Source organism: Marivita sp. (genome assembly GCF_048006345.1).
Classification (GTDB): domain Bacteria; phylum Pseudomonadota; class Alphaproteobacteria; order Rhodobacterales; family Rhodobacteraceae; genus Marivita.
In genome coordinates this window covers 1,300,001-1,314,200 of sequence record NZ_CP180351.1, presented here as the reverse complement: position 1 = coordinate 1,314,200, position 14,200 = coordinate 1,300,001, and the positions used below count along the sequence as shown (strand labels likewise).

13 protein-coding genes (1 of these 13 only partly in view) are annotated in these 14,200 nt (G+C 60.4%); 10 read left to right on the top strand and 3 right to left on the bottom strand.

Annotated elements, in window-relative coordinates; all coding sequences use genetic code 11:
• Window positions 1–10 precede the first annotated feature (10 nt).
• Complete coding sequence (locus ACMVPR_RS06520) at window positions 11–883, bottom strand: FAD:protein FMN transferase (RefSeq protein WP_416882187.1); 873 nt, start codon at window positions 881–883, stop codon at window positions 11–13.
• On the bottom strand, window positions 880–2,991 hold the full coding sequence (locus ACMVPR_RS06515; RefSeq protein ID WP_416882186.1) for a 4Fe-4S binding protein: 2,112 nt from the start codon (window positions 2,989–2,991) through the stop codon (window positions 880–882). The genes ACMVPR_RS06520 and ACMVPR_RS06515 overlap by 4 nt, the downstream gene beginning before the upstream one ends.
• Before the next feature lie 89 nt (window positions 2,992–3,080).
• On the opposite strand from ACMVPR_RS06515, the gene ACMVPR_RS06510 reads away from it, so the two are divergent.
• The 4 genes from ACMVPR_RS06510 to ACMVPR_RS06495 all read left to right on the top strand — a co-directional run bounded on the left by ACMVPR_RS06510 (window position 3,081) and on the right by ACMVPR_RS06495 (window position 7,110).
• Window positions 3,081–3,830: an ABC transporter permease gene (locus tag ACMVPR_RS06510; protein WP_416882185.1), complete on the top strand. Its 750-nt coding sequence runs from the start codon at window positions 3,081–3,083 to the stop codon at window positions 3,828–3,830.
• A gap of 519 nt (window positions 3,831–4,349) precedes the next feature.
• Entirely contained in the window at window positions 4,350–4,988 is a 639-nt protein-coding gene (locus ACMVPR_RS06505) for a hypothetical protein (protein ID WP_416882184.1), read from the top strand.
• Window positions 4,989–5,053: 65 nt separating this feature from the next.
• Window positions 5,054–5,869: a hypothetical protein gene (locus ACMVPR_RS06500; RefSeq protein ID WP_416882183.1), complete on the top strand. Its 816-nt coding sequence runs from the start codon at window positions 5,054–5,056 to the stop codon at window positions 5,867–5,869.
• A 524-nt stretch (window positions 5,870–6,393) separates the two neighbouring features.
• Window positions 6,394–7,110 carry an RlmE family RNA methyltransferase gene (locus ACMVPR_RS06495; RefSeq protein ID WP_416882182.1) on the top strand — a complete coding sequence of 239 codons (717 nt, stop codon included), beginning with the start codon at window positions 6,394–6,396 and terminating at the stop codon, window positions 7,108–7,110.
• 79 nt (window positions 7,111–7,189) lie between these two features.
• On the opposite strand, the gene ACMVPR_RS06490 is transcribed toward ACMVPR_RS06495, so the two are convergent.
• Entirely contained in the window at window positions 7,190–7,402 is a 213-nt protein-coding gene (locus ACMVPR_RS06490) for a hypothetical protein (RefSeq protein ID WP_416882181.1), read from the bottom strand.
• 174 nt (window positions 7,403–7,576) lie between these two features.
• Between ACMVPR_RS06490 and ACMVPR_RS06485 the strand changes: the two genes are divergently transcribed.
• The 6 genes from ACMVPR_RS06485 to ACMVPR_RS06460 all read left to right on the top strand — a co-directional run.
• Window positions 7,577–8,491, top strand: a complete 915-nt coding sequence (locus tag ACMVPR_RS06485) for a 3-keto-5-aminohexanoate cleavage protein (RefSeq protein ID WP_416882180.1) — start codon at window positions 7,577–7,579, stop codon at window positions 8,489–8,491.
• Window position 8,492: 1 nt separating this feature from the next.
• Window positions 8,493–9,116 (top strand): SGNH/GDSL hydrolase family protein, encoded by a 624-nt coding sequence (locus tag ACMVPR_RS06480; RefSeq protein WP_416882179.1) that lies wholly within the window; start codon window positions 8,493–8,495, stop codon window positions 9,114–9,116.
• Window positions 9,113–9,874: an SDR family oxidoreductase gene (locus ACMVPR_RS06475; protein WP_416882178.1), complete on the top strand. Its 762-nt coding sequence runs from the start codon at window positions 9,113–9,115 to the stop codon at window positions 9,872–9,874. The genes ACMVPR_RS06480 and ACMVPR_RS06475 overlap by 4 nt, the downstream gene beginning before the upstream one ends.
• Complete coding sequence (locus ACMVPR_RS06470; protein ID WP_416882177.1) at window positions 9,871–11,286, top strand: carnitine 3-dehydrogenase; 1,416 nt, start codon at window positions 9,871–9,873, stop codon at window positions 11,284–11,286. The genes ACMVPR_RS06475 and ACMVPR_RS06470 overlap by 4 nt, the downstream gene beginning before the upstream one ends.
• Entirely contained in the window at window positions 11,283–12,443 is a 1,161-nt protein-coding gene (locus tag ACMVPR_RS06465) for an acyl-CoA dehydrogenase family protein (protein WP_416882176.1), read from the top strand. Before ACMVPR_RS06470 ends, ACMVPR_RS06465 begins: the two co-directional genes overlap by 4 nt.
• 94 nt (window positions 12,444–12,537) lie before the next feature.
• Window positions 12,538–14,200, top strand: the 5' portion of a protein-coding gene (locus ACMVPR_RS06460) for an acetate--CoA ligase family protein (RefSeq protein WP_416882175.1). It continues 347 nt past the right edge of the window; 1,663 of the gene's 2,010 nt are visible here — the first part of the coding sequence; it begins with the start codon at window positions 12,538–12,540; its stop codon lies off the right edge, out of view.

Below are 14,200 nucleotides of genomic sequence, written 5' to 3'. Positions count from 1 at the left end.
CCAGAGAAGATCAGACGGTCTGAAGATTGCCGTCGGGATCGACCAATGTGATCCGCTTCAGCCCTGCGGCGACCTTGAGCCGTTCAAGGGCAGGGCGGTCCATGAAGACCGCCGCCGTCGACAGCGCATCCGCCATCGTGGCCGAGGGAGCTTCGATGCTGACGGTGGACCAAAGCGGGGTCTCCCCGCGCGGTCCCAGAATATGCGCCCGGTCCCCAAGGCGCATCGCTGCAGGGCTCGACGTGGCAATCGCCATATCGCGCAACTCGCGCGTGCCCAGATGCCCATGTGTCGGGTCCTCCAGACCGAGCGTGAACGGTCCGCCCATCGCCGCCTGTTCGCCGATATTGACCAGCGCTGTTTGCACCCCGTGTTTGCGCAGAAGCAATCGCACAACGTCGGTTGCAAACCCTTGGGCGATCCCGTTGAAGGTCAGTGCCTGTCCGGTCTGCAATTCGATCATTCTGTCGGAATAGCGCACCCGGTGCCAGCCAAGTGACGCCCGCGCCGGGGCGGTGTCGCGGCCTCTCGCCAGCGCGTCCCAGAGAGGCTGAATGGTGGGATCGAACAATCCACCGCTCAGACGATGCGCCTCGTCCGCGCGGGCCATCAGCGTGCGCATGAGCGCGTTTGGGTCGCGCAACTGTCCCATCATGTTGAGGCGACTGAGATGGGAGGTTGGGCGGAACAGGCTGAACGCCTCTTCGAAATTCACCAGCAGGCGTGGCACGTCAGCCAGGGCGCGTTGCGTCATCTCGCGCGGCCCGTGAAGGGTCACCGACACCTCCGCCCCTAGTGCCTGACCCGACCACGTGTCAGCCCGCGCGAGGGCAGGGGCGCAGGCAAAGGCAGCGGCGAGGGTGATGAAGCGGCGTCGTTTCATTGGGCAGGCACCGTGTTGGGATGGCCCAGAGTGCGCGGCGCCCGGCGACCGGCCCGACCCTTGAGGATCAAGGGCACGCACTGATCCGCGTCATCATGGATTGCCACGCAGTCAAGGCATTGGAAACATTCCGAATACTGGATCTTGCCACTTGGCGCGATGGCTTCGTAATTGCATTTGACCCGGCACAGCTGACACGGGGATCCGCATTCCTCCCGGCGGGGAATCCAGCGGCGCAGGCGCAATACCCCGCCGATGGCCATCAGGGCGCCGAGGGGGCAGAGGTAGCGGCAGAAGCCTTTGAAAACAAACATGCCCAGCACCAGCCACAGCGCGGCGTAGGCCACATAGTACCATTCCCGCACGAAGAAGGTGGTGATCGCCGTCTTGAACGGTTCGATCTCGGCCGCTTTGTCCATGTAGGACGGCGCAAAGACGGTCACGGCGACCAATCCAGCCAACGCGACGTATTTCAGGGATTTCAGCCGTGCATCCCAGCGCGCGCTGGGTTCGATCTTCGGCAGGCGCAGCAGGCGGCCCAAGTGGTGCGCGAATTCCTGCAATGCGCCAAACGGGCAGAGCCAACCACAGAAAAGCCCGCGCCCCCAGAGCACGAAACCAAGGATCGCCACGCCCCAGATCAGCAGTGAGAATGGATCGTAGAGCAGGAACGCAAACGATCCGCCTGCCATAGAGGTCTGCAGTGCCGCGAGCGGTGTGACGATGGACAATTGCCCCTGTCCCCACCAACCGATGAACCCCAGAACGCCCGCGAGGATGCCCAGCCGCACCGGCGTGAAAGCCGCCAATCCCGCCAGCCAGCTTTGTGCCCCCAACAGCAGCGCGACCAATCCCGCAAGAACCACCGCCAGCAAGATGAGGTCTGTCTCGCGGTTCAGGATCGCCTCTTTCCACGGCGGCAGCTTTTCGACCACCACCGGACGGGCGTAGAACCTCTCGTCCGTCACATGGGTCGCGGTCAGCTGCACCGATCCGATCTCTGGCTGGAACATCCCGTGTTCGCGCACCGCGTCGACGCTCATTGTCCACTCGCGTGTCGGATCGAACCCCAGCCGCCGGTCGGTGCGCAGGATCATCGCGACGCCGTCTTGGAGGTCATCCGGTACGCTGTCGCTGAGTTCCACAAACAGATCCGCATCGCGCAGCGCCACAGGAAACCCGTCCTGCTGCACGCCGATCCAGTCGGGCGACGTGTTGCGTACGAAATCCTCGGACACCAACCCGTGCCGCGCCGTCTCGATCACGAGGATCGGCTCGTCGAAGGTCGAGATCGACATGAACCGGTCCAACTCCTCCAGCGTGTCCTCGTCCAGAAGCACCCGCGCGATCGACTTCGGCCCCACATCCGCGATCCAGAGGTCGAGGTACGGCGCATCCGGCGCGTCCAGCGCCTCGGAATCGTCATCCTCCCACACCGTGCCCGCAAACAGCGCCTGCACCTCGGCATTGCTCGCCACCCGCCGCGTGATCAGACCCTGTGTGACCAGATCGTCCCAGGTCAGCACCTCGACATTGTCGGGGTCCGGATACGCTGGCGGCCCCGACGCGATCCCCTGCATCTTCTCGCGCGCCACCTGCAGCGCCGCCGCCAGCACGCTTTCATGCGCGATGCGGATCGACGCGGTCGCCTTCGTCACACCATCCAGATAAATCAACCCGCCGCCACCGGTTGCCCCGCCATACGGCGTGCCCACCACCAGCGAGTCGCTGATCGAATGGCCGCGGTACTGCTCAAAGAACGCATGAAACGGCGCCTGACCCAGACCCGACACGAAGATCGGCTCATTATGGTCCAACAGCTGCACATCCAGGAACCGCCCCTCCAGGTCCAGCACCACCAGCACATTGATCGGCGCGCCCGAAAAGCCGGGCAGGGCGGCCATCGGCTCGGTCTGGAACACGTAACCCGCATGCGCGCCGCCCGAATTGAGCAGCTCATACACCCCGTTGTCCGAGATCAGCGCCCCAAGGCTCATCGGCGCAAAGATCTTCGCCCCGATCTCCTCTTCGGACAAAACCTCCCCCACCGCGCAAACTGCGCTCACGCACCACAAAACCGCGGCGAAGATGAAACGAAGGCCTCCCATGACCGCGACCATAAATCCGCATCCCCGCCGAACCCTATTGGACCTTCGTCCAAGAGCGGCACCGCCATGAAATCCCCTATGCTGCCCCCATGCGCGCACCACTCCACGTCACCCTGATCTCGCTCGCCCTGCTGATCGCCGCCTGGACGCTCGGCGCCTGGGCGATGAACGACGCCGACATCCTGCCCACCCCGCTCGCCGTTTGGCACGAGATCGCGGACGAGAGCGCATCAGGCGCGCTCTGGTATCACATGGCCAACACCCTGCGCCGCGTCGCACTCGCCTTCACCCTCGCCATGGCCGTCGGCATGACCCTCGGCATCGCCATGGGCCGGTCCGAGCGGCTCAACATGTGGCTCGACCCGTGGGTCACCGTCTTTCTGAACCTGCCCGCGCTGGTGATCATCGTGCTCTGCTACCTCTGGATCGGGTTGAACGAGGTCGCGGCCATCATCGCCGTCGCCCTCAACAAGACCGCCATGGTCACCGTCACGATCCGAGAGGGCGTCCGCACGCTCGACCGCGGAGTGGGGGACATGGCGCAGGTCTACCGCCTGACGCCGATGACCCGCCTGCGCCACATCATCTGGCCGCAACTGGGGCCGTTCGTCGCCACCAGCACCCGCAACGGGCTGGCCGTGATCTGGAAAATCGTGCTGGTGGTCGAGTTCCTCGGCCGCTCCAACGGCGTCGGCTTCCAGATCCACCTCTATTTTCAGCTCTTCGACACCGCCACCGTCATGGCCTACGCGCTGGCCTTCACCGGCGTGATGCTGAGCATCGAATACGGCCTCGTCCAGCAATGGGAGAGGCGGTCGAGCGCATGGCGTCGCGCCTGACCCGGTAGGCCGGGCATCCGCCCGGCAATCCCTCACCAAACCCGTAGGCCGGGCTTCAGCCCGGCACGCCACGCACCCAACCCAAACCCAAGAGGTCACCCCCAGCCCGGAACGGGCCAGCGCCCATCCGCCCCCGGGGCGGGCGCTTCTGCACCGACATCACGCCGAAGAGCCGTTATCCCGAGCCAATCGGAGCGCCTCGCTCCACTGTCGAAGCGCCCACCCCGGACGGACGCTGGCCCGGTCTTGCGTGATGCTGAGAAATTTTGAAAGTTCTATCCAGTGTTGGGAGCTACGATCAAACGCGTGGCGGCGGGTTTAAAGCTCGTAAGTTGTCTCCTTCGGCATTTACTCAGCCGAAATGTTGATTTACTTCGCAGAGAGATTGCACTTTGTGAAACGTCAAGCAAATGCGTTTGCGAAATGGTTCGTGGCAACACGACGTTTCCATTGACAAGAGGCCTCCAGTCAACGAACCGTTTTTAAGCTGATACATCTCAGAAAGTTCAGGCAGATTTTATGCAATTGCTAAGTACAAAGAATGTTTACGACGTGGAAGCGGACAGCGGTAACAAAGATTTTCTTCGGTTGGTTCAAAATCCTCCTGAGGGTATTGTTGTTCTCGATGGTAATGCGGGACTTGGTGCCGATTGGCCTGCAGCGATTTGGCAAAGCGCAAGTGCCGCTGCTATCGCACTCTCCATCATTGGGGCACCTTCGACCATTGAAGAAAACTGGCCGAAATGGCTCGCTATCTATGAAAGCGTTCGTTCAATGGTTCTTGATTTTCATGGCGAGTACCGAGTTGATCGTGACACTGCCCAGGTCTTGGCTATGCATCACGCTGTGCAAGCTTTAGGCCTAGAAGCAGATACACTAGAAATACATCTGGCTGTTCGACATTATTTCACGACTGTAGCTGGGTACGAAGACCTTCTAGCAACTGAACGTGTTATGATGGATTGGCCTGACCATGCGGAGTACGGTTCTCCAGAGTTCTCGCTTGGGGTTAAGAGTAACGAGGAAGCTGCCAAGCAGGCGATTTGTAGATATGTTTTTGGCGTGAAAAGTCGAAATGGTTGCTTTACCGTCGTGGTTGAGAGCAATGGAAAAATCTCATACTCAGAGCCACTCGTGCTTGAAAAGCAATGGGGTTAGCCGAGCAATAACCGCCAATTGGGGAAGACACTCGTTGTTTTTCGTATTTTCCATTTCTGGTATCTATGATGCAAAGAATCGGCACTTTTTGGGTAAAGCTCTCTCGCAAAGTTACGTGGTCAAAACTGGCTAAGCTTGGGACGCTACCTGTTGTCAGACTTACCGCGCTAGTACCGATGCTTGGTCTGTTCCTTTTATTTAATCAACAAACCGAGGTCTTATTTCAATTTCCTGAGTTCCTTAATGAAGACATCGGGAGAGACGATAGCTCAGAACTTTCTGTCTCTAACCTTTACTTTACTTACTTTGGATTGTGCGCGCTCGGCGTGGCGTCCTTGTTGTTCTCAGCTTTGTGTCCACAAGAAATTCAAGATCAGCCGAACAAGGAATTGTTTGTTGCACAAGCTTCATCGACAGAAACACCAGTTCTATCAAAGTCCAATTTTCGTCACCTTCTTGAACTTCATCATTCACATGTAAGAGATGAGGTTTCTTGGGAGAACCCCGAGTATCCAGGTGAACTGGAAGGGGATTTTCATAGTCTTATGGAGGAATTCTACACAAAGACCGACTATGGGAACGAGGGTAGCGAAGGTCTGCCAGAGATAATTACTGGAACAGGCTATTTGGATTTTACAGAATTTGCCAACATGTTGTGGATGAACCAACGGGTAGTATGGCCAATAACTCTACCCGTTTTCGAACTTGCGCCTCAACTGGCAAAGGATACTGCTTTTGTGCGGTTTCAAGCGTTAGATTATACGCGCTTTCGTTTGAGGGTAGCTATCTCAGCAATGTATATTTTCGGTTTCGTGCTTTTAATCATCCCGACTTTGCGTGTCTTTTTACTACTCGTTTATGGTTTTTTTGTTGGTTGGTAGTGTTTCTTGGCGTCACTCGAAACTTTGTGTGTATTTGCGATTTTATTGTTCAACGTAATCTGGCTTGGTCCATCACCTTGCCGATCAAGCGGGTGCGCGAAACTCCCTTTTACTATTCATGAGAAGCATTGTTTTGCATTTCTGTGGTGCTAATTGTACCGTATACTCCCAGAATCCACCGTTGGTGGCGCCCCACTAACTCTCTCTCACAAACCTTGAACGCAAGCCAGCAGGCCAGCGACAGGCCGCCCTAGGGGGTGAGTTCGGCCACTTGCCCGAGCGTGCTTTGGCGGATGGCTTCGGGCCCGAACTTGTTCAGGGAGGTGAGGCTGGCTGTGATTTGAGAACCGTGACGGATAATGCGTGAGGTCACTCATCCTAAGGACACCACAACGCGTGTTACTAAAAGGTTAATAGGTCCGATCCGGACCCAATGTTTCGCGCGCGAAACATTGGGTATCGCATGCTGACCTTTCCAAACCCATATGCTAGGGCAAAGCCAAACCACCACGAAGGGCGCAGACATGGCCAAGACCCCAACCGGCAAGAACACCTCCGGGCGCGGACAGCGGGACCTCAAGGTCAAGGTGAAATCCGCGCGGGGGCGCAAGCTCAGTTCGACCCGCTGGCTGCAGCGGCAGTTGAACGATCCTTACGTCAAACGCGCCCATGCCGAAGGCTACCGGGGCCGCGCCGCCTACAAGATTCTCGAACTGGACGAAAAGTACCGCTTCCTTGTCCCCGGTGCCCGTGTCGTCGATCTGGGGGCTGCCCCCGGTGGCTGGTGTCAGGTCGCCGTCAAACGGGTGAACGCGCTTGGCGAGAAACCGGGCAAGAAGATCGGCACCGTCCTTGGCATCGACCTGCAGGAGATGGAGCCGATTGCCGGCTGCGAATTGCACCAGCTCGATTTTCTGGACGAGGGTGCGGATGAGAAGGTCAAGGAATGGCTCGGCGGCCCCGCCGATGTGGTCATGTCCGACATGGCCGCCGCCAGTTCCGGTCACAAGCAGACCGACCACCTGCGCATCATCCACCTCTGCGAGACCGCCGCCCATTTCGCCTTCGACGTGCTCGAAGAGGGCGGCACCTTCGTCGCCAAGGTTCTGGCCGGCGGGGCAGAGGGCAGCTTGCAGCAGCTTCTCAAGCAGCGCTTCACCAAGGTGATGAACGTCAAGCCGCCCGCGTCCCGGTCTGACAGCTCCGAAAAGTTCGTCGTCGCAACCGGATTCAAGGGCTGAACCGTACGGTTCGGGTGGTTTTTTGGCCCAACCGTAAGGTCCGTGTCGAACCGTACGGATGAACCGTGAGGTTGGACCTTTACCGTACGGTTGAACCTTGCGGTTCGGCGGGTCGAAGCGAACGGTTCGCCCGTTCCCGCAGCGCCAGCGCGATGTCCGGGCGCTGTGCGTCAGGCCCGGAATAGGCCCGTCCAGAGCCTGTCTGAAGCTGCTCCTGACGGTGCAATTCAAACAGTTTTGCCCGACGCGCGTCGGTGTGACCTGCGCTTTGCAGGTCAGGATAATGTCGCATGATGCCTCCCCAGGCGATGTGGCGTAAACCCGGCGATATCGTTGATTTAAGGCGATTTTATGCCGGAATTCGGGCGCTTTTGGCTGTCGGGAATGGTTTTGCTTTTGTCGCAATCCCCATTGCACTCGCATGCGTTTGCACCCAGTCTCCGGCGAAAGACGAGGGAGAACGACCATGCCACTGACCATGACCCAAGAGGTCTTCATCACCTGCGCCGTCACCGGCTCCGGCAGCACCCAAAACCGAAGCCCCCACGTCCCCAAATCCCCCAAAGAGATCGCCGACAGCGCCATCGCCGCCGCCAAGGCCGGCGCGGCCATTGTGCATTGCCATGTGCGTGACCCGGAGACGGGTGCGCCTTCGCGAAAACTTGAGTATTACCGGGAGGTTACGGACCGTATTCGCGATGCGGAGGTGGATGTCGTACTGAACCTCACCGCTGGAATGGGCGGCGATATCACCTTCGGATCCACCGAGAATCCGCTCCCCGTGAACCCCAAAGGCACCGATATGGTGGGGGCCGAAGAGCGCGTGGCGCATGTGGCGGAGTGCCTGCCGGAGATCTGCACGCTCGACTGTGGCACGATGAATTTCGCCGAAGCCGATTACGTCATGACCAACACCCCCGGCATGCTGCGCGCGATGGGCAAGATGATGACCGATCTGGGCGTGAAGGCCGAGATCGAAGCGTTTGACACCGGTCACCTGTGGTTCGCCAAGGAACTGGTGAAGGAAGGCATCCTTGAGGACCCTGCGCTTGTGCAGCTTTGCATGGGGGTGCCGTGGGGTGCGCCGAATGACCTCAACACCTTCATGGCCATGGTGAACAACGTACCCGATCACTGGACCTTCAGCGCGTTCTCATTGGGGCGGAACCAGATGGCCTATGCGGCGGCTGCGGTTCTTGCGGGGGGCCATGTGCGGGTGGGGCTTGAGGACAACCTGTGGCTCGACAAAGGCGTGCTGGCGACCAACGCACAATTGGTGGAACGGGCGGTCGGCATCGTCGAAGGCATGGGTGCCAAGGTCATGGGGCCACAGGCGGTGCGGGACAAGCTGGGTCTGACCAAACGCGCGCCGCGAGGCTGAGATGGCTGTCATTCTCTGTTACGGCGACAGCAACACCCACGGCACCAAGCCGCTCACACAGGTGGGGAAGTTCGAACGCCACGGTCCGGGCGATCGCTGGCCCGATGTGATGGCGGCCAGCCTTGGAGCCGATCACACGGTCATTTCCGAAGGCTTGCCTGGGCGGACAACGGTCCATGATGATGTGGTTGAAGGCGGGATGCGGAATGGCCTCACTGTTCTGCCCGCGATCCTGCACAGCCATCGCCCGATTGACCTGATGGTTCTGATGCTGGGGACAAATGACCTCAAGAACCGGTTTTCTGTTACCACCTTCGAGATTGCCCGCTCTTTGGAACGGTTGATCGTGACAACGCGGAACGAGATCGAGGTGAACGACATCCTGCTGGTCTCTCCGGTGCCGGTGAAAGAGGCGGGTGTGCAGGCACATGCCTTTGCCGGTGCCGAGGCGCGACAAGTGGGCCTGGCAGAGCATATCGCGGCGGCGGCGGAGCGGCAGGGCTGCGGCTTTCTGGAGGCCGGGCGGCATGTGTCCGTGTCCGATGTGGACGGCATCCATTGGGAAGTGGAGGCGCATCACGCCTTTGGGGCGGTGATGGCCGAGGCTGTGGCGGCGCGGCTATGAGGCACGTCGTCATCACCGCCGGCGCGTCCGGGCTAGGGCGGGCAATGGCAGTACGGTTCATGACCGAAGGCGACCGCGTTGCCATCTGCGACGCGGACCTGAATGCGGTAGCGGCATTTGCGGCGGCGTACCCCGACGCAATCGCCTGCGTGGCGGATGTGACCAACGAGGCGCAGATGCAGGCGTTTTTCGACCAGATCGACGCCGCTTGGGATCAGGTCGATGTGGTCTGCGCCAATGCCGGGATCGGTGGGCCTGCGGGGCGGATCGAAGACCTGAGCCTTGCCGATTGGAACCGCTGTGTCGAGGTGAACCTCTCGGGCACGTTTCTCACCTGCCGCTGGGCCGCGCGGCGGATGCGGGCGGCCGGGCAGGGGTTGATCGTCCTGACCTCTTCGACCGCCGGGCAGTTTGGCTATCCGCTGCGGTCTCCCTACGCGACGGCGAAATGGGGCATTGTCGGCCTGACCAAGACCCTCGCCATGGAGCTTGGTCCAGCGGGCGTGCGGGTGAACGCGATCTGCCCCGGTGCTGTCGAGGGCGACCGGATGGACCGGGTTGTGGCAATGGAAGCCGCGGCCTCGGGCAAGACGCATGACGAGGTGCGCGCGCTTTACGTCAAAGGCGTGTCGCTGCGCACATGGGTGACGGCCGAGGATGTGGCGGACACGGTGGCGTGGCTTGCCTCGCCGCACGCGAAACGGATTTCGGGCCAGATCGTGGCCATCGACGGACATACGGAGACTTTGACACCATGACCAAAGTAGCGGCCATCATCGGCGGTGGCGTGATTGGCGGCGGCTGGGCCGCGCGATTTGCCCTTATGGGATGGGAGGTGCGCGTTTTTGACCCCGATCCCGAGGCAGAGCGTAAGATCGGCGAGGTCATGGGCAACGCGGCGCGGGTTTTGCCGATGCTCTATGAAGCGCCGATGCCCAAGCGCGGGCAGATCCGGCTGGTTGAAACAGTCGCCGAGGCGGTGACGGGCGCGGACTGGATACAGGAAAGCGTGCCGGAGCGGCTCGACATCAAGCACCGGGTGATTGCCGAGATACAGGGGGCGTGTCCTGAAGGCGCGGTTCTCGCGTCATCGACCTCCGGGTTCAAGCCATCGGAATTGCAGCAGGGCGCGGCACGCCCCGGCCAAATCGTTGTCGCGCATCCGTTCAACCCGGTCTACCTGTTGCCTTTGGCCGAATTGGTGCCGAGTGCGGCCACTGACGAGGCCATCGTCGCGCGGGCCAAGGAGATCCTGACGGCCATCGGAATGTATCCCCTACATGTCCGCGCCGAAATCGACGCGCACATCGCCGACCGGTTCCTTGAGGCGGTCTGGCGCGAGGCGCTTTGGCTGGTCAAGGATGGCATCGCCACAACCGAGGAAATCGACAACGCGATCCGCTACGGCTTTGGTTTGCGTTGGGCGCAGATGGGCCTCTTCGAGACCTACCGCGTGGCGGGCGGCGAGGCCGGGATGCGGCACTTCATGGCGCAGTTCGGGCCGTGCCTGCAATGGCCGTGGACCAAGCTCACGGATGTGCCCGAGTTTACGGATGAGCTGGTGGACCTGATTGCAGGCCAGTCCGATGCACAGTCGGGCCATATGGTCATCCGCGATCTCGAACGCCTGCGGGACAACAATCTTGTCGCCATCCTGCGCGGGCTCAAGCAACAAGGAGCCGGGGCTGGAAAGTTGATCCTCGAGCATGACACTGCGCTGCGAGGGCCTCTGGGGGAAGAGGTGCCACTGGTGACGGTGCGCCGGGTGGTGCCAGTCGATTGGACCGACATCAACGGCCATATGAACGAAGGTCGGTACGGGCAGCTGTTCAGCGACGCGTCAGAGGAATTGATGACACATATCGGCGCGGACCGCGACTATATCGCGGCGGGAAACAGCTATTTCACGGCTGAGACAACCATCAAGTATCTGAATGAGACCCATGCAGGCGAAGACATTTATGTCACCACGCGGGTGATGATCGGGCAGGGCAAAAAACTGAAGCTCTGGCACCAGATGCACCGAGCATCAGACCATGAACTGCTGGCCACTTGCGACCAATTCCTGCTGCATGTGTCGCTGGAAACGCGCCGATCCTGCCCGCCTTTGCCGGATGTGCTTGAGGCGGTCGAGGCTCTGGCGGCAAAACACGCGGAGGCGGGGGCATGAATTTCGGACTGTCAGACGAACAGGAGATGATCGTCTCCACCGTGCGCGAGTTTGTCGAGCGCGAGATCTATCCGCATGAGACAGAGGTCGAGCGGACTGGCGAGGTTCCGCATGAGGTGGCGCAGGAGATCAAGCGCAAGGTGATCGACCTTGGCTTCTACGCCTGCAATTTCCCAGAAGAGGCTGGCGGCGCAGGCCTCTCGCATCTGGACTTTGCGTTGGTCGAACGCGAACTGGGGCGCGGATCGATGGCGCTCACGCATTTTTTTGGTCGGCCGCAGAACATCCTGATGGCCTGCGAGGGTGATCAGAAAGAGCGGTATCTGCTCCCTGCGGTGCGTGGTGAGCGCATGGACGCGCTTGCGATGACAGAACCCGAGGCCGGTTCGGACGTGCGCGGCATGTCCTGCACCGCACGACGCGATGGCGGAGATTGGGTGGTCAATGGCACCAAGCATTTCATCTCGGGCGCGGATCACGCAGATTTCTTCATCGTCTTCGTGGCGACCGGCGTCGATGAAACCCCGAAGGGGCCAAAGAAGCGCATCACCTGTTTCCTCGTGGACCGTGGACATCCTGGCTTTACCGTGCGCGATGGCTACAAATCGGTCAGCCACCGGGGCTACAAGAATTGCATCCTCGACTTCGATGATTGCCGGTTGAGCGATGCGCAGGTCTTGGGCGCGGTCGATGGCGGGTTCGAGGTGATGAACACCTGGCTTTATGCCACGCGGATCACAGTGGCGACGATGAGTGTCGGCCGTGCGCGGCGCGTGTTTGACCACGCGCTGTCCTACGCCGCCGAGCGCAAGCAGTTCGGCCAGCAGATCGGTAAGTTCCAGGGGGTCAGCTTTCAGATCGCCGACATGATCACCGAGATTGATGCGGCAGATTGGCTAACCCTGTCGGCGGCATGGCGGCTCGATCAGGGGCTGCCCGCGAACCGCGAGATCGCCAGCGCGAAACTCTACGCAAGCGAAATGCTGGCGCGGGTAACCGATGCGACCCTGCAGATCCATGGCGGGATGGGCTTGATGGACGACTATCCCATCGAACGGTTCTGGCGGGACGCTCGGGTCGAGCGGATTTGGGACGGCACATCCGAGATTCAGCGTCACATCATCAGCCGCGATCTGCTGCGGCCCTTGGGAGCGTGACGCCAGTGTTTAACGATTTCTTAACCCCGGGGCCCGATTCTTCGCAGAAGAATTGTGGCGCCGCGTGGTCCCGATGCAAAATCCGGTGCGAAAAATGACGCAGAGCGGGCTTGAGCGCCTGTTCAAACCGGCGTCGGTTGCCGTCATCGGCGGCGGAGCATGGTGCCGCTCGGTGATTGCATCGCTCGACCGCATGGGGTTCGCCGGCCCCGTTTGGCATGTGCATCCGACCGCGGAAGGTGCGATCCGGTCTATTGCAGACCTGCCTGCATCGCCTGATGCCTGCTTCCTCGGAGTTAACCGCAATGCTACCATCGCGTGTCTGCGCGAACTGTCGGCTTTGGGGGCCGGGGGCGCGGTCTGTTTTGCAAGCGGTTTTGCCGAAACCAGCGATGGCGCCGCCTTGAACAGCGCTCTCGTTGAGGCAGCAGGGGGCATGGCGGTCATCGGACCCAACTGTTACGGGTTTGTGAACGCGCTGGACCAAGTCGCACTTTGGCCTGATGTGCATGGACTGATCCCGGTCGACAGCGGTGTGGCAATTCTCACGCAAAGTTCGAACATTGCCTTAAACCTGTCGATGCAACGGCGCGGATTGCCGATCGCGTTTTTGGGCACGGCAGGCAACCAGGCTCAAATCGGGCTGAGCCAGATCGCACAGGCTTTGATACAGGATCCAAGGATCACCGCGCTTGGGTTGCATATTGAAGGTGTTGGTGATCTTTCGGCCCTGCAAGACCTGATGAAAGAGGCGCATCGCCTCGGCAAACCAGTCATTGCATTTAAGTCCGGACGGTCGGAGGCGGCACAGACCGCGGCCTTGTCGCACACGGCGTCATTGTCGGGTTCTGATGCCGGGGCCACCGCCCTGTTTGATCGATTGGGCATCCTGCGGGTCCGGTCACTTGATGCCCTGATCGAAGCCTTGAAACACGCGCATCTCTACGGGCCAACAGCGCCGGGCGCCATTGCGTCACTATCCTGTTCCGGCGGCGAGGCCAGCCTCATGGCCGATGGCGGAGATGCGCGTGGATTGACCTTTGCCCCTTTGACCCAAGCGCAGGACGCGACGCTCTATGATGTGCTGGGTCCACTGGTCACCCGCGCCAACCCGCTCGATTATCATACCTTCATCTGGAACGATGCGCCCAAGATGGCCGAGGTCTATGCGATCATGGCATCCGGTCCGGCGGCACTCACTGTAATCGTGGTCGATTTCCCAAGGCCGGATCGATGTCAGACCGACGCATGGGATTGCGTCGAAGAGGCTGCAATCCTAGCCCGGCAGCGCACCGGCAAAAAGATTGCTCTGCTGACGTCCTTGTCGGACTCCTTGCCCGAGGACATGTCGGCGCGGCTTATGCAGCTTGGTATCCTGCCGTTGCATGGTCTGGATGCCGCGCTGGATGCGCTTGCAGTCATTTATGGCCCGCGACATGGCGCAGATCCCGATCGCCCGATCCCCAAACCCGGTCTTCATATTGAGACCATCATGCGCGATGAGGCCGAAGCCAAATCCGTCCTCGCGGGATGCGGCCTTGATGTGCCGCGCCACGCTCTGGCGTCGTCACCGGAAGAAGCCGGACAGCTTGCAAAGCCCATGTTGCCAATTGTCCTCAAAGCGCGTGGGCTTGCCCACAAGTCCGAGATGGGCGGCGTCGCATTGAACCTGTTGAATGCAGAGCAGGTGATTTCGGCGGCTTCCGCGATGTCTTGTGACACCTATTATATAGAAGAGATGATCACTGATGGCGTGG